The sequence below is a fragment of the Labrys sp. ALF-8 genome (assembly GCF_059699065.1).
The window spans coordinates 2,370,864-2,391,856 of the sequence record NZ_AP048537.1 but is presented as its reverse complement, the minus strand read 5'-3'; the positions used below and the strand labels follow the sequence as shown (position 1 = coordinate 2,391,856).

At 63.2% G+C, this 20,993-nt stretch carries 19 protein-coding genes; 6 read left to right on the top strand and 13 right to left on the bottom strand.

Translation table 11 applies throughout. The features are described 5' to 3' along the window. Nucleotides 1-13 precede the first annotated feature (13 nt). Genes AC6H34_RS11020 through AC6H34_RS11010 form a run of 3 tightly spaced genes read right to left on the bottom strand, consistent with a single transcriptional unit; the run spans nt 14 to nt 2,515 of the window. A complete protein-coding gene (locus tag AC6H34_RS11020; protein ID WP_497538842.1) occupies nt 14-1,759 on the bottom strand; it encodes a sensor histidine kinase in 1,746 nt (581 codons plus the stop codon). Next, the gene (locus tag AC6H34_RS11015; RefSeq protein WP_448149950.1) at nt 1,756-2,313 is read right to left on the bottom strand and encodes a sigma-70 family RNA polymerase sigma factor; all 558 of its coding nucleotides are present in this window, start codon (nt 2,311-2,313) and stop codon (nt 1,756-1,758) included. Before AC6H34_RS11015 ends, AC6H34_RS11020 begins: the two co-directional genes overlap by 4 nt. Further along, a complete protein-coding gene (locus AC6H34_RS11010) occupies nt 2,300-2,515 on the bottom strand; it encodes a NepR family anti-sigma factor (protein ID WP_448149951.1) in 216 nt (71 codons plus the stop codon). The genes AC6H34_RS11015 and AC6H34_RS11010 overlap by 14 nt, the downstream gene beginning before the upstream one ends. A gap of 194 nt (nt 2,516-2,709) precedes the next feature. Between AC6H34_RS11010 and AC6H34_RS11005 the strand changes: the two genes are divergently transcribed. Next, complete coding sequence (locus tag AC6H34_RS11005; RefSeq protein WP_448149952.1) at nt 2,710-3,501, top strand: response regulator; 792 nt, start codon at nt 2,710-2,712, stop codon at nt 3,499-3,501. 204 nt (nt 3,502-3,705) lie between these two features. Here the strand turns inward: AC6H34_RS11005 and AC6H34_RS11000 are convergent, their stop codons facing one another. The 3 genes from AC6H34_RS11000 to glgX form a co-directional block, all read right to left on the bottom strand. Continuing rightward, on the bottom strand, nt 3,706-4,146 hold the full coding sequence (locus tag AC6H34_RS11000; protein WP_448149953.1) for a response regulator: 441 nt from the start codon (nt 4,144-4,146) through the stop codon (nt 3,706-3,708). A gap of 246 nt (nt 4,147-4,392) precedes the next feature. Continuing rightward, nucleotides 4,393-4,788 (bottom strand): response regulator, encoded by a 396-nt coding sequence (locus AC6H34_RS10995; protein WP_497538841.1) that lies wholly within the window; start codon nt 4,786-4,788, stop codon nt 4,393-4,395. Between the two features lie 223 nt (nt 4,789-5,011). After that, the gene (glgX, locus tag AC6H34_RS10990) at nt 5,012-7,129 is read right to left on the bottom strand and encodes a glycogen debranching protein GlgX (protein WP_497538840.1); all 2,118 of its coding nucleotides are present in this window, start codon (nt 7,127-7,129) and stop codon (nt 5,012-5,014) included. 437 nt (nt 7,130-7,566) lie between these two features. Between glgX and AC6H34_RS10985 the strand changes: the two genes are divergently transcribed. Together AC6H34_RS10985 and AC6H34_RS10980 are read left to right on the top strand one after the other, a co-directional pair. Continuing rightward, nucleotides 7,567-9,438 carry a glycoside hydrolase family 15 protein gene (locus tag AC6H34_RS10985; RefSeq protein ID WP_497538839.1) on the top strand — a complete coding sequence of 624 codons (1,872 nt, stop codon included), beginning with the start codon at nt 7,567-7,569 and terminating at the stop codon, nt 9,436-9,438. Between the two features lie 70 nt (nt 9,439-9,508). Further along, the gene (locus AC6H34_RS10980; RefSeq protein ID WP_448149957.1) at nt 9,509-10,525 is read left to right on the top strand and encodes a formamidase; all 1,017 of its coding nucleotides are present in this window, start codon (nt 9,509-9,511) and stop codon (nt 10,523-10,525) included. A gap of 30 nt (nt 10,526-10,555) precedes the next feature. Here the strand turns inward: AC6H34_RS10980 and AC6H34_RS10975 are convergent, their stop codons facing one another. The 3 genes from AC6H34_RS10975 to AC6H34_RS10965 all read right to left on the bottom strand — a co-directional run bounded on the left by AC6H34_RS10975 (nt 10,556) and on the right by AC6H34_RS10965 (nt 13,965). After that, nucleotides 10,556-11,575 (bottom strand): LLM class flavin-dependent oxidoreductase, encoded by a 1,020-nt coding sequence (locus AC6H34_RS10975; RefSeq protein ID WP_497538838.1) that lies wholly within the window; start codon nt 11,573-11,575, stop codon nt 10,556-10,558. Nucleotides 11,576-11,817: 242 nt separating this feature from the next. Continuing rightward, the gene (gene curA / locus AC6H34_RS10970; protein WP_497539875.1) at nt 11,818-12,840 is read right to left on the bottom strand and encodes an NADPH-dependent curcumin/dihydrocurcumin reductase; all 1,023 of its coding nucleotides are present in this window, start codon (nt 12,838-12,840) and stop codon (nt 11,818-11,820) included. 306 nt (nt 12,841-13,146) lie between these two features. Further along, the gene (locus tag AC6H34_RS10965; RefSeq protein WP_497538837.1) at nt 13,147-13,965 is read right to left on the bottom strand and encodes a GGDEF domain-containing protein; all 819 of its coding nucleotides are present in this window, start codon (nt 13,963-13,965) and stop codon (nt 13,147-13,149) included. 418 nt (nt 13,966-14,383) lie between these two features. Here AC6H34_RS10965 and AC6H34_RS10960 point away from each other — a divergent pair, with 418 nt between their 5' ends. Then, entirely contained in the window at nt 14,384-14,629 is a 246-nt protein-coding gene (locus AC6H34_RS10960) for a hypothetical protein (protein WP_448149960.1), read from the top strand. Nucleotides 14,630-14,645: 16 nt separating this feature from the next. Here the strand turns inward: AC6H34_RS10960 and AC6H34_RS10955 are convergent, their stop codons facing one another. Continuing rightward, on the bottom strand, nt 14,646-15,116 hold the full coding sequence (locus AC6H34_RS10955) for a DUF992 domain-containing protein (RefSeq protein WP_497538836.1): 471 nt from the start codon (nt 15,114-15,116) through the stop codon (nt 14,646-14,648). A gap of 234 nt (nt 15,117-15,350) precedes the next feature. On the opposite strand from AC6H34_RS10955, the gene AC6H34_RS10950 reads away from it, so the two are divergent. After that, nucleotides 15,351-16,442, top strand: a complete 1,092-nt coding sequence (locus tag AC6H34_RS10950; RefSeq protein ID WP_448149962.1) for an AI-2E family transporter — start codon at nt 15,351-15,353, stop codon at nt 16,440-16,442. A gap of 138 nt (nt 16,443-16,580) precedes the next feature. Here the strand turns inward: AC6H34_RS10950 and puuE are convergent, their stop codons facing one another. The 3 genes from puuE to AC6H34_RS10935 form a co-directional block, all read right to left on the bottom strand. Continuing rightward, nucleotides 16,581-18,023, bottom strand: coding sequence for an allantoinase PuuE (puuE, locus tag AC6H34_RS10945; RefSeq protein ID WP_497538835.1), 1,443 nt, complete (start codon nt 18,021-18,023; stop codon nt 16,581-16,583). A gap of 3 nt (nt 18,024-18,026) precedes the next feature. After that, nucleotides 18,027-18,380, bottom strand: a complete 354-nt coding sequence (gene uraH / locus AC6H34_RS10940) for a hydroxyisourate hydrolase (protein WP_448149964.1) — start codon at nt 18,378-18,380, stop codon at nt 18,027-18,029. A gap of 138 nt (nt 18,381-18,518) precedes the next feature. Beyond that, nucleotides 18,519-19,469 (bottom strand): LysR family transcriptional regulator, encoded by a 951-nt coding sequence (locus AC6H34_RS10935; RefSeq protein WP_448149965.1) that lies wholly within the window; start codon nt 19,467-19,469, stop codon nt 18,519-18,521. Nucleotides 19,470-19,695: 226 nt separating this feature from the next. On the opposite strand from AC6H34_RS10935, the gene AC6H34_RS10930 reads away from it, so the two are divergent. Next, complete coding sequence (locus tag AC6H34_RS10930) at nt 19,696-20,967, top strand: urate hydroxylase PuuD (protein WP_497538834.1); 1,272 nt, start codon at nt 19,696-19,698, stop codon at nt 20,965-20,967. The last annotated feature ends 26 nt before the right edge of the window (nt 20,968-20,993 follow it).

The window sequence follows — 20,993 nt, the reverse complement described above, 5'->3', positions numbered from 1 at the left end:
CGGGTCTGCCGCCTCACTTCGGCGTCGAGGCAAGGGCCAGTTGCGGCTCGGCTTCACCCGCCTCGCCATCGGCATCCGCCCGCGCCTTCAGCATCCAGGCACCGAGATGCGTGCTGTCGCGCGGGGTCGTCTCGGTCGCTTCCAGCTGCATCACCAGTCCGGCCAGGATGCGCGATTGCGGCGGCTGGGGCATTTGCCGATCCGCAACGAATTCGAACTCGAACCGTCCCTGGTCGTCATCCGCGATGCCGACCTTGAGATGGAGCGCCAGGCCATCGTGCAGGATGGCCGATGCCCGGTCCACGATGAGCAGCCCGAGAGGAATGGCACGGTCGACCGGCAGGCTGATATCGGTCTGTCCCTTGATGGCGATCTCCTGCCCCGGACGGCTCAGCAATCTGGCGACCGCGGCGATCACGTCACGCAGGAAGGGATCGATGGCGACCGGCCGCATCGCCCCTTCCGACAGGGCGCCACGATAGGCGGCCGACAGCACATGCACGCGGCATTCGGCTTCGCACAGGGCCATGCGGGCATCGCCGGTATAGGCGTTTCTCGATAGGCCGATATAGCTCTGCACTACCTGGAGATTGTTCTTCACGCGATGGTGCATTTCGCGAGTCAGGGCATGATTGGCAGCCAATGCAGCCTGGAGATGACGCTCGCGTCCCTCCTGCTCCTCAACCATGTCGTTGAAGGCGACGACAACATTCCGGATGTCGGCGGGCATGGTGGGGTCGAGGGCGACACGCCCCCAGCCGGAGACGCGGCGGGCACGGGAAGCAGCCTCGATTCCCTTCAGCCATTGCACGAGATGGCGGTTCATCACCCGGACGAACGCCACGAGAAGCAGCAGGAGCGCCGCAAGGGGCGCGACCAGAATGAAGATGAACTGCGAGCGCGCGGCCTGCAGGTTCTTGTCGCGAAAACTCGAGATGATGAAGAGATCGCGGTCGTCGACGGGCAGCGCGTAGTAGATCCGCTGCTCTCCGGCGCCGCTTACGGCCGACCAGCGCTGCCGCGTCAACGGAAAGGCGCCTTCCGGAGGCAGCCAGCTCCTGTCGCTGGCCGCATGCCCGCGTGCGAAGACGATTTCGTCCTTGGCGGTTGAAAGGGCCGTTATGAAATCGGGATCGCTTTCGCCGAGATTGAAGACGCGGTCCAGAGCCTCCGGCGAGATCACCACCAGAGCCTCCCAACCCGCCGTATCCGCGGTCCTGGCCTGGCGGGCATAGACCACCAGGCGGCGCTGTCCGCCCATCACAAGCGAATCGTAGCGGCCCTCGACGGACATCAGGACCGCCCTGGATTTAGAGAGGTTCTTGCCGGCCTGCTCCGCCAGGGCGGTGGAGAGCTCGGCCTGTGTCAGGGAGGGATCGTTCGAAACCGTGCATCCCTTGCCATCGTCGCCGCGAACCAGGAGCACTTGGTACCCGTCGAGCCCGCGAACGCTGGCATTGCCGATCGCCCGGCAGGCAGCCTCGCTGGTACTGGCGACGCCGTCCGCAGCCGAAACGATCAGGCCACGCAATACGCCGACATACCAGATGCGCATGCGGATGGCGAAGTTGCCTGCCGTCTCGGCCTGCGCCGCGTCGATCGCCGACACCGCATTGCGATAGGTCACCACGGCGGTTGCCGTGGTGATCGCTCCGATCGGAACCGCGATCATCAGGAAGAAGGCGATCAGCCTCGCCTGCACGGTATCGAAGGTGAGACGTGTCCGCCAGAAAGGGAAGGCACCAGGCGAGCCGCTCACGGCAAGGTGGACTCGCCGCCGGCCGCACGCAGGGCGGCAAGCATCTTCGCGTCCGGCCCGGTTTCGTCGATACCGCCGGAGAGCATCTCGCCCAGCTTGGCGCGGGCCCGGTTGACCCGGCTCTTGATGGTGCCGAGCGCCACGCCGCAGATTTCGGCGGCCTCCTCATAGGAGATTCCCGATGCGCCCACCATGATCAGGGCCTCTCTCTGCTCCTCCGGCAGTTGGGCGAGAGCGACCTTGAAGTCCGCCACCTCCAGATGCCCCTCCTGATTGCCATGCACGGCCAGGCGTTGCGCATAGGTCCCCTCACTGTCCTGCACCTCGCGAGAGCGCTTTCGATATAGCGAATAATAGATGTTGCGCAGGATGGTGAAGAGCCAGGCCCTCATATTGGTGCCGGGTTCGAACTTGTCCGCATTGGCCCAAGCCTTCAGCAGCGTGTCCTGGACGAGATCGTCGGCCAAGGTGATCGACCCCGAGAGGGAGGCGGCGAAGGCGCGCAGGCTCGGGATATGCGCGATCAGGCCTTCCTTGAAGCTATCGCTGCTCATCGCTCTTGGCCTCCGCGGCTTTCCTCTCCTGGTCCTCGAGCTGGGCGAGGAGCATCAGGAATCGGTCTGGAACGGGAGCCTGAACAATCGATTCATAGTGCGCCTGCAGGGAACGGGCGACAAACTCCTGGATTTGCGGGTCGAGCTCTCGAACGACGTCTTTCGCCGTCGATTTTTGGGCCGGCTCTCTACTCTTGGACATCGTAACCCCTGTGAAGCGGCCTCCGAAGCCGCTGGATAAATGTCAGGCGCTACCGTTCCCGTGCCACGAGACCCGCAATGCCAACTCTCGGAACGCAATGAGTGAAAAATCGTTCCGCTGCCTCAAAAAAATAAATTCATTGTCATATCGTGCGGTTCCGTGCTCGATTCCTGCCATGGTAAGGAGCCGAATTGATGTCGATCGCAGCTGAAATAGCGCCCCAGCTACCCTATTTGCGACGCTTCTCGCGCGCCCTCAGCGGAACGCAGGCAAGCGGCGACGCCTATGTGATCGGAACGCTCGAAGCGCTGGTTGAAGATCCCTCTTCCTTCCCCCGGGACATTTCGTCGAGGCTGGCGCTCTACCAGGTCTTCCTGAGGCTGTGGTCGTCCATGGCAGTGAACATGGAGCCCGCCAAGGAGATCGACGGCGATGCGCCCGAGCAGCGCCTCGAACGCCTCGCCCCACGCTCCCGGCAGGCCTTCCTGCTCACGACGATGGAGGGCTTCTCCAGCGACGAAGCCGCCACGGTCATGCGGATCGACGAAGCACAGGTGATCGCGCTCGTGGAGGAGGCGACGCAGGAGATTGCCCTGCAGATCGCCACCGACGTGCTGATCATCGAGGATGAACCGATCATTGCGCTGGACCTGCAGACCATCGTCGAGGAACTTGGCCATTCGGTGGCCGGCGTCGCGCGCACCCACAAGGAGGCGCTGGCTCAGGTCGCCAAGCACAGTCCAGGGCTGGTGCTGGCCGACATCCAGCTCGCCGACGGCAGTTCGGGCCTCAATGCCGTGAATGATATCCTGACGACCGTCGATCTGCCGGTGATCTTCATCACCGCCTATCCTGAGAGGCTGCTCACGGGCCAGCAGCCTGAACCCACCTTCCTCATCACCAAGCCATTCCGGCCGGAGGCGGTTAAAGCGACGATCAGCCAGGCCCTGTTCTTCAACAAGCGCGCCAAGCGCAAGGCCGCCTAGAGCAAAACGCGTTTAGGCAGAAACGCCGCTTTGCTCTAATTCCTTGTTTTTCGATGCGTCTTTGCGTTCTGCCAATTCCGTCAAAACACAAGACGCTCGAGCAGAGTTCAGGAAGCGCAACCAAGGAAAAGAAGAAAGGCAGGATCCCAATCCGGGGATCCTGCCTTTTTCATCGAGCCGGCACAAGTTCGTGGCGGACGATGCTCAGACTGCCCGTTCCGCAAGCCCTCGCACCTTCGTTACGAAGTCGTCGGGATTGAACGGTTTGCTCACCAGCAGGCAATCGAAATAGAGCTGATGGCGATCCGGCAGGCCGAAACCGGAAACGAACATGATCTCCAGCGCCGGCCAGCGCTCACGCGCCTTGAGGGCCAGGTCGTAGCCGTTCATCGTGCCGGGCATGCGCACATCGGTAATGAGCACCTTCACATCCTCGTTGGTGGCGAGGACATCGAGTGCCGTTTCAGCGCGGGCGGCCTGGAGGACGTTGAACCCCGCCTCCTCCAGAATATCCGCTGTAATAGCCCGAACGTCATTGTCGTCATCGACGAGAACGACGGTGTGCTGGGCTTGCCCGCTCATCGATATGACCCTTTCATAGTCGCGCTCGCGTCCGGCGGGCTCTGCGAAGCTTGGCTGTTTCACGACACGTCCTCTCACTCGTCAAAACTCAACCGGCACCACCCCGATGGCTCCCTCCATCGGAGCCGGTCACTCCTAGGGGGCGAACGCCCGACACTGCTCTTTGTTCCCGTCGAAAAGCAGCATTTCCCGTTGTGCTCCCTCGATGCGCAAACACTTGTTTTGGCTGGACTTCCGCATCCCGAAAGCAGCAAGGCCCCGGAGCACGCTCGCGGGGCCTTTCCAGCAGGAATTCGCAGGGGGCGACGGCTACACGGTGCCCTTCTCCAGGGGGTGAGCCAGCATGGCCGTGACCTTGGCCTCGAACACGCCCATGTCGAAGGGCTTGACCATCACGTCCTGCAATCCGTCCCGCTCGAAATCCTGCGACTGCGCGCTCTCATAGCCGGTCAGGAAGAGAATCTTCAGGTCGGAACGTGCCTGACGTGCCGCCTTGGCCAGATCCCATCCGCTCATCCCAGGCAAACCGATATCCGTGATCAGCAGATCAATAGCTTGATTACCTTGCAGTATGGGTAGTGCAGTGTTTGCATCCTTTGCTTCAAGAGTAGCAAAGCCAAGATCATTGAGGGTATCGATAATAAGCATCTGCACCATCATCTCGTCTTCTATAACGAGAATCATCTTTTTATCGTTTCCCGCCATGAATTAAACCTCATTCTTGGTGGACTACTGATTCACAACGCACCGTAGGGCCAGATTGTTCAAAAAAATACCTATCGCCGTTGTTGCGAAACGCAAACAATCGGCGAATCCGCCCATCCCGACCCTTGGACGTGCGGCGCCGATAATGCAGCAAGAAGCGCAGCTTATGCCGTCATTTTACGTCCGGCAGGCATGGCCTGTCGCGCTGTCAAAAAAGACGGGATCAATCCACCCGTTCGAAGAGGACCAGCGACCGTCCCGGCAGGTCGTAGCTCTCCCCGATGCCGATGTCGGCTTCCGGTAGATCCGGATCGTCAGTAGCGATCAGCCGCTTCCATGCCGACCCGTCGTAGCAGGGCGGCAGCTTGAAGGGCACGGGCTCATGGTGGGCGTTGAGCAGGATGAGCAGGGTGGCGTCAGATCCGCGCTTGCGGATACCGCTCGCCTGGGCGCGACCGTCCAGGATCATCCCGAAGCAGGAAACCTCCGCCGGATCATCCCAGTTCGCGCGCGTCATCTCCTCGCCGCCGTGGTGGATCCAGGTCACCTCGCGCACGTCGATGGCCTCGTTGGTGCGCTCGCCTATCATATAGCGCGAACGACGCAGGATCGGATATTTGCGGCGCAGCTGGATGAGGCGGCGAACGAAATCCATCAGGCCCCGGTTCTTCTCCGCGAGTTCCCAATCGACCCAGCTGATCTCGCTGTCCTGGCAATAGGCATTGTTGTTGCCTTGCTGGGTGCGTCCGAATTCATCGCCGGCCAGAATCATCGGCGTGCCCTGGGACAGGAGCAAAAGCGCCAGCATGTTGCGCTGCTGGCGTTCACGCAGCGCATTGACGCCGGCATCGTCGGTCGGCCCCTCGACGCCGCAGTTCCAGGACCGGTTGTCCATGCTGCCGTCGCGGTTTTCCTCACCGTTCGCCTCGTTGTGACGATCGTTGTAGGAGACGAGATCCCGCATCGTGAAGCCGTCATGGGCGGTTAGGAAGTTCACCGACGACCACGGCTTGCGGCCACGATGATCGAACTTGTCGGGCGAGCCGCACAGGCGCGGGGCCAGTGCCGCCGGCCTGGCCTCGCCCCGCCAGAAATCGCGGGCGGTATCACGATAGATGTCGTTCCATTCCGCCCAGCCTGGCGTGAAGCCGCCGACCTGGTAGCCTCCGGGGCCGACATCCCACGGTTCGGCGATCAGCTTGACATTCTCCAGCACCGGGTCCTGTCCGACGGCCTTGAGGAAGCCGCCTTCCGGATTGAAGCCGTCCAGTTCACGGGCCAGGATGGTACCGAGGTCGAAGCGGAAGCCGTCGACATGCATTTCGTTGACCCAGTAGCGCAAGCTGTCCGTCACCATCTGGATCACGCGCGGATGGCTGAGATTGACCGTGTTTCCGGTGCCGGTGTCGTTGATGTAGTAGCGGTTCTGCTCGGGGATCAGCCGGTAGTAGGACGCATTGTCGATGCCCTTGAAGGACAGGGTCGGGCCGAGTTCGTTGCCCTCGGCCGTGTGGTTGTAGACGACGTCCATAATGACCTCGAGGCCGGCGTCGTGGAACCGGGCGACCATCTCCTTGAACTCGGCCAGCACCTTGGGCGGGTCCGCGGCATAGCGCGGATCGGGTGCGAAGAAGCCGATCGAGTTATAGCCCCAATAGTTCCTGAGGCCGCGCTGCAGAAGGTGGTCGTCATCGACGAACGTATGCACGGGCAGCAGTTCGACCGTGGTCACGCCGAGCGCCCTGATATGCTCGAGCGATTGGATGGATGCAAGGCCGGCATACGTGCCCTGCAACCTCTCGGCGATCTCGGGATGGCGCCGGGTGAAGCCCTTGACGTGGGTCTCGTAGATGATGGTCTGCTCCCAGGGCACGAGGGAGCGGTTACCGGGCCAGTCGAAGCGCGAATCCACGACCATGCATTTGGGCATGAAGGGAGCACTGTCACGCTTGTCGAAGCTCAGATCCCCCTTGCCCAGCGTGTAGCCGAATATCGCCGGATCCCACTGCAGCGCGCCGAAATGAGACCGGGCATAGGGGTCGAGAAGAAGCTTGTGCGGATTGAAGCGATGGCCCGCCTCGGGCTCGTAGGGCCCATGCACGCGGTAACCATAGAGCATGCCTGGGCTGACGTCGGGCAGGTAGCCATGCCAGATCTCGTCGGTGAATTCGGGCAGTTCGATCCGCTCGACCTCATGCCTGCCCGTATCGTCGAACAGACAAACCTCGACCTTGGTGGCATTGGCCGAGAACAACGCGAAATTCGTGCCTGACCCATCCCATATCGCGCCGCGCGGATGAGGGTGGCCTTCGCGGATTCTCGTCCTGCTCAGATAGGTCATGCGGCGATCCTTCATGCTGGGGATACCGACTTCAATGCTGCGCACCCCGCTTGGGTTCCACGCGCTTCGGCAACTTGCTGCAGTGCAGCATACACCGCGGCCGCTGCGGTTTCCACCCCCAAAATGGCTGATGCAAAATGAGCGGAACCTTGGCGGCTTTCGAGGGTTGATGTGTCACCTCGACGAGCATGTCGAAAAGTCGAATTCGAGAGTATGGAGGAAATATCATGGGACGATCTATTTTGCTCTGGTTGCTCGGTGTACCAATCCCGGTGATCATTCTTCTTTATTTCTTCTGGCATTGACGGCTCATAATATCTTTCGAGTTCGATATAAATTCGACCTTGACAGCAATGTGGCCTTGTCCGCGAGGATTGGGGAGGAACAAGGGGCGCGACGACGCCGAAGAATATTCCTTGGGCGAAGACGGTGAATCGATGATGTTGCACGATGTCGGCACCCCGGCGGGGCGCGAACAGTTCAGGCACGCCCGAGGGAAGCGAGGCGGCCTGAAGATCGAGGATTACGGGCTCATCGGCGATTGCCGGTCGGCTGCGCTCGTGGGACGCAATGGCTCGATAGACTGGTTGTGCTGGCCGCGCTTCGACAGCGCGGCCTGCTTTGCGGCGTTGCTCGGAACTCCTGAACACGGGCGCTGGTCGATCGCGCCAGCTTCGCCCTCTTTCCGGTCCCGGCGGAACTATCGCGGCGATACCATGATTCTCGAAACCGTCTTCGAGACGGCGGAGGGGTCCTTCGCGGTGCTGGATTTCATGCCCATCGGCACGGAACGGTCGTCGCTCATCCGCATCGTCGAAGGGCGCTCGGGAACTCCGAAGCTTCGCATGGAACTCCTGCTGCGTTTCGATTACGGCTCCTCGGTGCCTTGGGTCACTCAATTGTCCGAGCGCAATGGCATCGTCGCCATTGCCGGCCCGAACCTTGCGGTGCTGCGCTCCTCCGTGCCGCTTCAGGGAGAGCATCTGGCCACGGTCGCCGAGTTCCCGGTGAGCCCCCGCGAGCGCATCCCCTTCGTGCTCAGCTACGGCCCTTCGCATCGGCCCGCGCCTGCGCCCCTCGATGCCGAGAAGGCGCTGGCGCGAACCGAAAGCTTCTGGCTCGACTGGGCCGCGCGCTGCCGGGTCGATGGACATCGCCGCGAAGCGATGCTGCGTTCGCTGCTGACCCTGAAGGCCCTCACCTTCAGCGACACGGGTGGCATTGTCGCCGCCCCCACCACCTCCCTGCCGGAGCGGGTCGGCGGCGAACGCAACTGGGACTATCGCTTCTGCTGGCTACGCGACGCCGCCCTCACCCTGGTCGCTCTGATGGGTGCTGGCTACTACGAGGAAGCCGGCGCCTGGCGCGACTGGCTCCATCGCTCGGTGGCGGGCAGCCCCGAAGATCTGCAGATCATGTACGGCCTCGCGGGGGAACGACGCCTCACGGAACTCGAGCTTCCCTGGCTGCCGGGGTATCGCGACTCGCAGCCGGTGCGCATCGGTAACGCCGCCTCGAGCCAGCTTCAGCTGGACGTGTGGGGCGAATTGATGGATGCGCTGCATCTGGCCCGGGCAGGCGGCCTCGACGCCTCGACCGACGCGTGGGACATCCAGCGCGCCGCGATGGCGCATCTGGAAGGGATCTGGCAGGAGCCGGATGACGGCATCTGGGAGATCCGCGGTGCCCGCCGCCACTTCACCCATTCCAAGATCATGGCGTGGGTCGCCTTCGACCGGTCGATCCGGGATGCGGAGAAATATGGCTTCGAGGCGCCGCTGGAACGCTGGCGCGCCATCCGGGACGAGATCCACGGGCTGGTCTGCGAACTCGGCTTCGACCGGGGCGTCGGCAGCTTCACGCAGACCTTCGGCTGCCGTGAACTCGATGCCAGCCTGCTGCTGATTTCAGAGACGGGCTTCCTGCCGGTCGAGGACCCCCGCGTCGCCGGCACGATCGCCGCCATCGAGCGCGAGCTGGTGGTGGACGGCTTCGTCCGCCGCTACCACACACGCACCCGAACCGACGGGCTGGAACCGGGCGAGGGGGTATTCCTTGCCTGCAGCTTCTGGCTGGCGGATGTCTACCAGCGGCAGGGCCGTGAGGAGGAGGCGCATGCCCTCACCGACCGGCTGCTCGACCTGCGAAACGACCTGGGACTGCTGAGCGAGGAATACGATACGGATCGGGGAGAATTGACGGGCAATTTCCCCCAGGCCTTCTCCCATCTCAGCCTGGTGCGCTCCGCCCTGAGCCAGGACATCAGGATGCCGGCTCGTCATCTGTTCAGCAAGGCGGATGCCTCCTGACTTCGTGCCACCGGAGTGATGCTGGCACGCTGCTTGCCTGCTGGGATGGGACAATTCCAGGAGATAGCCAATGAACGGTCTAGGCGGGCTCAACAAGGCGCCGGAGGGTGTCGTCATCGGGCTGGTGCAGCTGCAGTTGCCGGTCGTGAAGACGCCGCAGGATCTGGCCTTGCAAACCGAGAAGATCGTCGCGATGGTCGGCAAGGCGCGTGCGAACATGGCCACGATGGATCTCGTCGTCTTCCCCGAATACGCGCTTCACGGCCTGTCGATGGACACCTCGCCCGAAATCATGTGCTCTCTCGACGGACCCGAGGTTGCCGCCTTCCGCAAGGCCTGCATCGACAATCGGATCTGGGGATGCTTCTCGATCATGGAGCTCAACCCTGGCGGCTACCCCTACAATTCCGGGCTGATCATCGACGACAAGGGCGATATCCAGCTCTACTACCGCAAGCTCCATCCATGGGTACCGGTGGAGCCGTGGGAACCGGGCGACGTCGGCATTCCGGTCGTGACGGGGCCGAAGGGCGCGAAGATCGCGCTCATTATCTGTCATGACGGCATGTTTCCGGAAATGGCGCGCGAATGTGCCTACAAGGGCACGGAAATCATGTTGCGGACGGCCGGCTATACCGCGCCGATACGCGAAGCCTGGCGCTTCACAAACCAGGCCAACGCCTTCTGCAACCTGATGGTGACGGCCAATGTCTGCATGTGCGGCTCCGACGGGCAGTTCGATTCCATGGGCGAGGGCATGGTGGTGAATTTCGACGGCACGATCATCGCCCACGGCACCACCGGGCGCGTGGACGAGATCATCACGGCCGAGGTGCGCCCAGATCTTGTGCGGGAGGCGCGCAAATATTGGGCCGTCGAGAACAATATCTATCAGTTCGGCCATCGCGGCCTCACCGCAGTCGCGGGGGGAGCCGGCGACTGCCCCTACACCTACATGACGGATCTTGCGGCCGGGCGCTATCGCCTGCCCTGGGAGGACGAGGTCGTGCACAAGGACGGCAGCGCCTTCGGCTTCGATAAGCCGGTGCGGCGCTATGGGGAAAAGCTATCCAAGGCGGCGGAGTGAGGCCATCCCGTCGCTCCGCTGCGGCGGCCGTCAGCGCCAGCCGAGCGCCGGAGCGACATGGGTCAGGATCATCTCGATGACATGGGCGTTGTAGTCCACGCCGAGTTGGTTGGGGACCGTGAGGAGCAGCGTATCGGCCTCGGCTATGGCCTCGTCCTTCCTCAATAGTTCGACGAGAACGTCCGGCTCGGCGGTATACCCGCGGCCGAAGATCGATTGCGTCTCCTCGATGAAGCCGATCTGATCCTGCTCCTGGCCGGGCCGGCCGAAATACATGCGGTCACGATCATCGACGAGGGCGAAGATGCTGCGGCTCACGGAGACACGCGGTTCCCTTTGGTGCCCAGCCTCCTTCCACGCGGCGCGGTAGGCACGGATCTGTGCTGCCTGCTGGACGTGAAAGGGTTCTCCGCTCTCGTCGTCCTTGAGCGTGGAGGCCTGCAGGTTCATGCCGAGCTTCGCCGCCCATACCGCCGTCGCGTTGGAGCCGGACCCCCACCAGATGCGCTCGCGCAAGCCGTCGGAATGAGGCTCGAGACGCAGGAGACCCGGAGGGTTGGCAAACATCGGACGCGGATTGGGCTGAGCGAACCCCTCGCCGCGCAGAGTGTCGTAAAATACCTGCGCATGGCGCCGGCCCATGTCCGCATCAGTTTCGCCCTCCGCAGGACGATAGCCGAAGTAGCGCCAGCCATCGATGACCTGTTCCGGCGAGCCCCGGCTGATGCCGAGCTGCAGGCGACCCCCGGCAATGAGATCCGCCGCGCCGGCGTCCTCGGCCATGTAGAGGGGATTCTCATAGCGCATGTCGATGACGGCCGTGCCGATCTCGATGCGGCTCGTCCTTGCGCCCACGGCTGCGAGGAGAGGAAAGGGCGATGCGAGCTGTCGCGCGAAGTGATGAACCCGGAAGTAGGCACCGTCCGCCCCGAGCGCCTCGGCCGCGACCGCCAGGTCGATCGACTGCAGCAGCGTGTCTGCAGCCGAACGGGTCTGGGACTGCGGAGAGGGCGTCCAATGCCCGAACGAGAGGAAGCCGATCTTCTTCATGATTCACCGTCTTTTCCGGAGAGGATTGCGAGGCATGAGCCAGGAAAGGCTCTTCCTCGGAGGCCAGGGCGCAGACGTAATTCTCATCATCGGCTACGGCGGCACGCCACTTCTAGATCGCCATGTCGCTGTTGCCTAGCCTTGGTCGCGAACTGGTCATTTACCAGCAAGGAGCCAATCCCGAGGCCCTCGGATGCCGATGCGCAAAATATGCTGCGGAACTTCCTGAAAATTCACGTCCTTCAGAGGCGCGAGACCTGGACAAGCGTCTTCCCGAAGGTCTCGCCGCGGAGCATGGCGACAAACCTTGAAGGTGCGTGCTCGATCCCGACTGCAATATCCTCGCGGTATCGCACCCGCCCATCCTGGAGCCAACTGGACATTTCTCTCCGAAATGTCTCGGCCAGCTCAGCATGGTCGTCGACGATAAAGCCCTCGGCACGGAGCCGTTTCGTCAGTATCGCCCGCATCAGTCCTGATGATTGACCGGGTAGAGTTGTCGTATCGCTGTCGCTGTAAACGGAAACAAGGCCACAGACGGGAATTCGGGCGAAGCGATTGAGCAACGGCAGCACGGCCTCAGATACCGGCCCGCCCACGTTCTCCCAGTATATGTCGACGCCGTCCGGGCAGGCGTTGGCCAACCGGGCGGCCAAGCCCGAAATTCGGTGATCGAGCGCGGCATCGAAGCCGAGTTCGTCGAGTAGGTACCGGCATTTGCGCTCTCCTCCGGCAATTCCCACGACGCGGCAACCCTTGATCTTCGCAATCTGTCCGACGGCGGATCCCACGGGACCTGCCGCGGCCGCGACGACAAGGGTTTCGCCTGGCTTCGGCTGGGCAATGTTCGTCAGACCCACGAAAGCAGTCATGCCGGGCATGCCCAGCACGCCGAGGGAGGTGGAGACGGGCGCAAGCCGCTCATCTAGGCGCCGCATCCCAGTTCCATCGGTTACAGTCAGATCCTGCCAGCCGGCATCGTGCACGACGATATCGCCAACCTGCCAGTCCGGGTGTCGAGACTCCTGGACGACGCTCACGAGTTCGGCCGGCATGGGCTGGCCCAGCTCGACACTCGGCGTGTAGGACGGTCCGGCATCCATACTGCCCCGCATGTAGGGATCGAGCGAAAGCCAGAGGGTACGCAGCAAAACCTGTTCATTACCGAGGTGGGGAAGAAACGCATCGACCATCCGAAAATTCTCGGCGACGGGTGCGCCCCTGGGTCTGGATGCGAGAACTATGGACCGGATGGCACGCTGCAACAAATGCGGGTTCCTTCCATGAGCGCGTGGTCATGCGGCTGCGCAGAGCCCTCCCGCCGCGGCCGGGAGCACCGCTCAGGAGAGACGGTTGCAACAAATACCCCATAACAACCAGAGAGTGAATGAAGGTCCCTCGAGTGGATGGCCAGCCAGGACGAGCCTCAAGTGCTACAAGCGCTGCACGCCGTCCCTGTCCGGCGCCCTGTGCAAGGAGACAGAGCGTCTTTGGCAAACAGTTCGTCCTAATCGGAAGATGCTGCAGGAGCGCCGGGCTTCACGAATGGAGAAAGCGGCCGTCAAACCGTCTCAACCAATCGAAAGTAGGGGCGAACCCAGCTCTTCCGATGGGCCACCGCCATTCAGTACCAGGCGGTCTCGGCCATCGGCCTTTGCCGCATACAGGCAGGCGTCCGCCGCCTGCCAGAGGGCCTCCAGATCCGCGAAATTCGAGCTGTGTGCGCCTCCGATGCTGACCGAGAGCGAAATGGACGTCCCCGATCGAACGGCGACCGGCGATGTCCGCACTGCCAGCCTCATGCGCTCGGCGGCCTCGAACGCCGCCCTTCCGCGAATGCCCGGCATGAAGACAGCGAACTCCTCGCCGCCTATGCGACCGAAGAGGCCTGCCTCGTCGATGCTTGCGGCGACCGCGCCGGAAAGCACGCGCAGGGCCTCATCACCGGTCGGATGGCCATATCTGTCGTTGATCAGCTTGAATTCGTCGGCATCGAGGATGAACAAGGTGCCGTGCTGGCTTTCAAGCGCCTGCAGGAGCGCCTCGACAAAACCTTCGCGATTGAGGATGCCGGTGAGGCCGTCTCGCCGGGCGCGCTCGTTGAGATCGCCATAGGCTCGCTGCAGCGCCGCGTGAGCCCGTTCCAATTCGGCCTTGGCCGCGCGTAATTCATCGCGCGCGGCCGCAAGGCGCGACTGCTGGAAGAACTGCCAGGCACTCGCTGGTCCAGCAATCACCAGCGGGCACAGGATACACAGAATGAGCCCTGTCCCCTCCACGGATCCACCGAAGAAGTATGCGGCCGTCTCTGCGATCGCCAGCGTAACGACGACCGACAGGCCAGCAGCAATGGCGGCCTTTGCCATGATTTGGTGGTAGATCCGCGACATGCCTCTCATCTGACGACGACGTTGATACAACTTTCCAGCCTCGTGGCCAGCTACCGCCGGAACCGTCGCAACCATGAGGGGCGCGTGAAAAATCGCCTGGAATGGCTGGCCATTGAAGGCATGCCACCATCCGGCCGGCTCGGAGCGCTAGCTGGGGCTGAAGCTGCCGGCAGGCTGGCCCAAGGGAAATCTTGTGTCAACGCCGAAACAGCCGCCATACCCGTCCTCGGCCGCCTTGATCTGCATCAATGACAGGCTTCGGCCTCCTCCTATGGAAGGATTGTCGGTCTTGGCTGCTTCGCGCACATGGACGCCGATTTTGGGTAACGGACACTGATTCACGCTTTGCGTGCGGAGTTCGAAGGAGTGCGCACCCCTTCCAACAATGCGTAGATCGCATCCATCAAGGACCGGCAAGATGAGCCGCACCGAACTTCAGGACCAGATTGTCGAGGCCATGGAGGCGCATGGGCTGACAGCAACCTACGGCGCCTCCACCAGGCAGGTGCGCGAGGCGGTGTGGCTGAGCTTCGGCAAGAGCCTGTCGAACCAGCAGGTGGCACAAGGGCTGCGGCGCCTGGTCATCCGCGGCGACATTCTTCGGGCCGCCGTTCAGCCGCACAGCTGGGTTTTGACCGCCAGGCGGATCGGCAAGAGGTGCTGATTCGCCACGCATCGGTTCATCGCCCCGCCACGAGGTCCAGGGAAGCAACGCCGGCTGCCAGGTCGACGCCACGCTGGGCCTGCGCCGAGAAGGGCTGCAGAGTGAAGGAGCGATGGAAGCCGCCCACCAGCGCATTGGCTCCCCCACCGACGCCCACCGAAGCCGACGCTCCCACCCCCACATAGCTGCCCGCCAGCGCGCCACGCATGCGGCCCTGGCTCGGGGCGAACACGCCCCAGACGAGCGAGCCGCGATCGGTCTTGCCGATGTCGAGGCCGAATTTGCGGATCGTGCCGTAGTAACGCTCGGAAAAGCCCCGGTTGGACCGGAAGACGCAGCTCATCTGCTTGCTCGAAGTCACGATCAGCCCCAGCCCACCGGAGACGTTGCAGCGCAGGACACCAACACGGACATCCGCGGCCGCCGAGGAGGCCGATGCGACAAATGCTGCAAGGGCCGTGCAGCACAGGGCAAGGTGAAGGCGCATGATCTATCCTTTCATGAAATCGGGCGGCGGCATCTTTGCAAGGCGCGATGGTCGGACCGCAGGGCTCCTGGCATGAAGCAGGGCTCCTGGCATGAACTTGCCGCGTTTCGATAGGTTCCGGGCACATCGCAGGGAACCTCGGCCGCAGGGACACGTTAGGCGTCAAGGATTGGTCACATTCGCCGAAAGCGCGTATGACAGCCCCATGCCCCTTGAGCACATCGGCGAACCTTCATGCAGGATCATTCACTTTCAACTCCCCCGCCCACGCTCAAGCAGGACGTCGTTGCCGACGAAGTCGAGAGGGAACCGCCTTCCAGGAAAGTTGACGCCAAGCTTGTTGTGCTCGCCTGCCTGCTGGTCCTTGCTTCGCTCACCGCCGCCTATTTGGCTTCCGCCATTCTCCTGCCGCTGGTGCTCGCCTTCGTCCTGAAGCTCCTGTTCCAACCGGCAATGCGGCAGCTCGAGCGTATCTCGGTGCCCCGCGGGCTCGCTGCCCTCCTCGTGATCCTGGCTTTCTTCGGCCTGATCGTCGGGCTCGGCGCCGCGGTGTCGGGTCCGGCCGCCGAATGGGCAGGCCGCCTGCCGCAGGGCCTGCCTCGCCTCGAGGAGAAGCTGCATTTTCTCTCGAGGCCGATCCAGACGTTCCAGAACTTCATGCGCCAGATGGGGGCGAGCAGCGACCCAGGCATCGATTTTCTGGGCACGCTCTTCCAGGGAACGCAGCATTTCGCCAGCGGCTTCTTCGAGACGGTGCTTATCCTGTTCTTCCTCCTGATGTCGGGCGACACCTTCCTGCGCAGGACGGTGGAAATCCTGCCGCGCTTCAGCGACAAGCGCCAGGCCGTGGAACTCTCGCAGCAGATCGAGCAGAACATCTCGATCTATCTCGTCACCATCACTTTCATGAACACGCTGGTGGGCCTAGCCACGGGCCTGACCATGTGGGCGACGGGCCTCGGCGATCCGGTCCTGTGGGGCGTGATGGCCTTCATCCTCAACTACGTGCCGATCATGGGACCGGTCGCGGGCGTGGCGATCTTCACCTTCGCCGGCCTCCTCACCATCGAGGATACGGTGATGGCTTTCCTGCCGGCCGGCCTCTATCTCGTCATCCACCTGATCGAGGGGGAGATCGTCACACCCATGCTGCTGGCCAAGCGCTTCACGCTCAACCCCGTGCTGGTGATCCTCTCGCTCATCTTCTGGTTCTGGGCGTGGGGCGTGGCCGGCGCTATCCTCGCCGTGCCGATGCTCGCCATCTTCAAGATCGTCTGCGACGGCATCAAGCCGCTACATCCCATCGGCCATTTCCTGGAAGGGTGACAGGCAGGCCCGGAGAACCCGAGCGAAGGTCACGAAGACCTCGGCTCTTTCAAGGGAGCGTCTGGATGCCCGCGACGAGCCGGGCATGACGGAGGACCAGGCCCCCGCGCCTCCGACCGGCCCGGCAGACCGATGCAGCTACGGCAGCATGTCCCGCAGGCGCAGACGCGCAATCTCGCCGATCTGCTTCAGCGCTTCGGCAAATTCCTGGCCCCGATCGTTCTGCAGCCGCCGTTCGAACCCCGCAACGATCTCGGCCTTGCTGCGGCCCTTGATCGCCATGATGAAAAGGAAGCCGAACTTCGTCTTGTAGGCGTCGTTCAGCTCGGTGAAGCGGGCAAGCTCTGCCGGCGTGAGCTTGTCCAGCCCTGCCGAAGCCTGCTCGGCGGTGGAGTCCTCCGTCAGCATCTTGGCCTGCGCCAACCGCCCGGCCAGGTCGGGATGGGCCATGATGAGGGCCATCTTGTCCTTTTCGGAAGCGGCCGCCAGCACTGCGGTCATCGCCGCATGCAGCCCCTCGGCAGTGTCCTCGGCCGGGCCGAGCCCCATGTCATGGGCCCCCTCGGCGATCCATGCCGAATGTTCGTAGATGCCGCCAAAGCGTTCCACGAAGAGCGCCCGCGACATATGCGAGGGTTTGTAGCCATCGTGGGGAGGGTGGTGGCGAATCCAGTGCCGCGCGATGTCGAGGCGGCGCGCGAACCACACACCCTCGTGGCTCATCGCATAGTCGAGGAAACGCGCGAGCGCGGCCGCTCGGCCGGGCCGGCCGACGAGACGGCAATGCAAGCCGATGGACAGCATGCCAGGGCGCTCGGCCCCTTCCGCATAGAGCGTATCGAAACTGTCCTTGAGATAGGTGAAGAACTGGTCTCCGCTGTTGAAGCCCTGCGCCGTGGCAAAGCGCATGTCGTTTGCATCGAGCGTATAGGGCACGATGAGATGGGGCCCCCTCGGCCCTTCTACCCAGTAGGGAAGTTCGTCCGCGTAGGAATCGGCGGAATAGAGGAAGCCGCCATCTTCCATCGCGAGCTTCAGCGTATGGGCGGAGGTGCGCCCCTGGTAAAAGCCCAGCGGCCGCTCGCCGGTCGTCTTCTCGTGCAGCCTCACCGCCTCGGCGATGTCAGAACGCTCGTCGTCCTCGATGAAATCACGGTAGTCGATCCACTTCAGGCCATGGCTGGCGATCTCCCAGCCTGCATGCTGCATGGCGGCGACAACCTGGGGATTGCGCGCCAGCGCAGTGGCGACGCCGAACACCGTGACTGGAATACCGCGCTCCGTGAACAGGCGATGCAGGCGCCAGAAGCCGACGCGCGAGCCGTACTCGTAGATCGATTCCATGTTCATGTGCCGCTGCCCGAGCCACGGCTGGGCACCGACGATCTCCGACAGGAAGGCTTCCGAACCGGCGTCGCCATGGAGCAGGCAGTTCTCGCCGCCCTCTTCGTAGTTTACGACGAACTGCAGGCAGATGCGGGCTCCGCCAGGCCACGCGGCGTGGGGCGGCCGGCCCGCATAGCCGACGAGGTCCCGGTCATAGGCGGCATCGGCGACCACGACGGATGTTCTCGGGCTCATCGCTCACGAACCGCGATAGGTGGAATAGGCGAAAGGCGAGCAGACGAGCGGCACGTGATAGTGCCCGTCCTTGTCGGAGAGGGTCACGCGGATCGGCACCACGTCAAGGAAGTCGCCCGCTGCGGCGGCATCCTTCAGGCGGAAATACGCACCGATGTGGAAGGCCAGTTCGTAAACGCCAGGCACGAAGGCCTCGCCGGCCATCAGGGGCTGGTCGGTGCGGCCATCCGCGTTCGTGGTCACCGTGGTGACGGAGACACGTCCGCCCGACGCTTCCAGGCGCTGGAGTTCGATGGTGACGCCCGCAGCCGGCTTGCCGCGGCTGATGTCGAGAACATGCGTGGAAAGCCTACCCATTTCGCCTCACCTTGCCGGTTTCAGATAGCGTCGCGACGATAGCGAATTCTCAGCCGGCCATTTCCAAATATTTTGCGAAAATCTTTCGACAGGAAAGGCTCTTCTGCCTGAGCCTGTCCTGCTGCTTGATAGCGTCACTCAGGCATCGTCCTCCGGCATTGGCGGGCTCGAAGGCAGGGGGCCGAGGCGGGCGAGCTCGGTGGCGATATAGCGCCGCCCGCGTTCGACGAGCAGATCGGCGAAGGCCTTTACCTTGAGCGGTACGAGATTTCGCGTGGGATAGAGCACCGCAAGCGTGGCGGGCGGTGGCGGATTGGCGGTCAGGACGGGGACGAGACGACCTTGGGCAAGCGCATCGGCGATTTCGAACACGGGTTTGAGCACGATGCCGCGGCCATCGAGGGCCCAGGTTGTCAGGACGTCGCCGTCGTCGGCATCGAGCGAACCCTTGATCGGTACGCTGATCTCCTCGCCGTCCTGGCTCAGGGGCCAGCGGAATTCGCGCGATCCCGGAAAACGCAGGAGCAGGCATTGATGACGGGCAAGATCCGCCGGGGTCTCCGGCGTGCCGGCCCGGTCGATATAGTCCGGAGAGGCACAGAGAACGCGCTCGGCGTCGGCGATCTTGCGCATGATCATCGAGGAGTCGGCATAGGTGACGAATTGCAGCGCGAGGTCGCAGGACTCGGCGATGATGTCGAGCCGGCGCTCGGACAGGCGCAGCTGGACGTCGATCTGGGGATGCTTGTCGCGATAGGCTGCCGCCGCCGTCGCCACCAGGCGTCGTCCGAGTCCCAGCGGTGCCGCCACGCGGATGGAGCCGAGCGGCATGGCGCCGAGCTCGCCGATATTGGCCTCGGCCATGTCGATGGCGTGCAGGGCATCGATGACATGATCGTAGAAGATCCTGCCCTGTTCGGTCAGCCCCATGTTTCGGGTCGTGCGGTTGAAGAGACGGCAGCCCAGATGAGTCTCGAGCGCCTGGATGCGCTGGCTGATGACATTGGCCGAGACACGCATGCGGCGTCCTGCTTCGGAGAAGCTGCCGCTTTCGACGGCGCGTGCGAAGGAACGGAAGTTTTCGAGCATGGCAGGCGGTTCCTTAAAGCCTGTTTGAGAACATGGACCGGTATTCCGGAGCGTCGTGAAAGCCCGAAGGCTTCATGATGCGGCCGGCACTAGATCTGGCGAGATTCTTGCCTGTCCGTATTGGCGGCGGGCGGCTCTTGCACAGGTGGGGAACAATCATGCACCGGGCCTCTCCGCCGCGAGGCGACGGGCCGAAGGTGCCGAAACGAATGGGAGAATTATACCAATGTTGATGACCCTGTATGAGTGGGGCAGTCTGCTCCTGCGCTGGACCCATGTCATCACGGGCATAGCGTGGATCGGCTCCTCGTTCTATTTCATGCACCTCGACGCCAGCATGCGCCGCACGCCCGCGATTCCGGAGGGCAAGGGGGGCGAGGCCTGGGAAGTGCATGGCGGCGGCTTCTACCAGGTCCGCAAATATCTGGTCGCGCCGGACTTTCTGCCCGAAGAGCTGACCTGGCACAAATGGCAGTCCTACTCGACCTGGCTCAGCGGCTTCTGCCTGCTGCTGTGGGTCTACTATGCGCAGTCCAGCCTCCTGCTGATCGACCCCAGCGTGCGCGCGCTGTCGCCGCTGGCGGCCCTCGCCGTCGGCATGGGCGGCCTTGCGGCAGGCTGGCTGTTCTACGACTACCTGTGCAAGTCGCCCATCGGCAAGGACGACACCCGGCTCGCCGCCATCGGTTTCGTCTTCATCGTGTTCATGGCCTGGTTCTTCCAGCAGATGTTCTCCGCCAGGGGCGCCTTCATCCATACGGGCGCGCTGATGGCGACGATGATGTCGGCGAACGTGTTCTTCGTGATCATCCCCAACCAGCACAAGGTCATCGCCGCCCTCAAGGCCGGGCAGGAACCCGATCCCGCCCTCGGCAAGGCGGCCAAGCAGCGTTCGTCGCACAACAACTACCTGACGCTGCCCGTGCTGTTCCTGATGCTGTCCAACCATTATCCCCTCACCTATTCGAGCCCCTATGCCTTTGTGGTCGTGGGTGCCATCCTGATCGCCGGAGCCTTGATCCGCGTGTTCTACAACGAGCGCCATGCCGGCCGTGGCGACAAATGGTGGACCTGGGTGATCGCGGCGTTGCTGGTGTGGGGCGCCATCTCGATCAGCGCCTATTCCTCCCCGGCCTTCCGCGATGCGTTCGACCTCGGCGCACTCGAGGCGCCCAAGACGACGGAGACGGTGCTCGCCAGCACCGTTCCCGCCCCGGTCAGCGACGTGCTCTCGCGCCGCTGCACCGTCTGCCACGCCCTGACGCCGGTCTGGCAGGGCATCAATACGCCGCCCAAGGGTGTCCTGCTCGACACCCCCACCAACATCGCCCGCAATGCGCATGAAGTTCTCGTCCAGTCGGTGATGACCCACGCCATGCCGCCGAACAACGTGACGGAGATGACGATGGACGAGCGTCACGTCTTGAGGGACTGGCTGCTCAAGGGCGAGGGCAAGACGGCATCGGTCGGGACCGCCATGAAGGTCGCCGGGCGGTAGTGGGAAGGCCTTGTCCGCAAGACGGG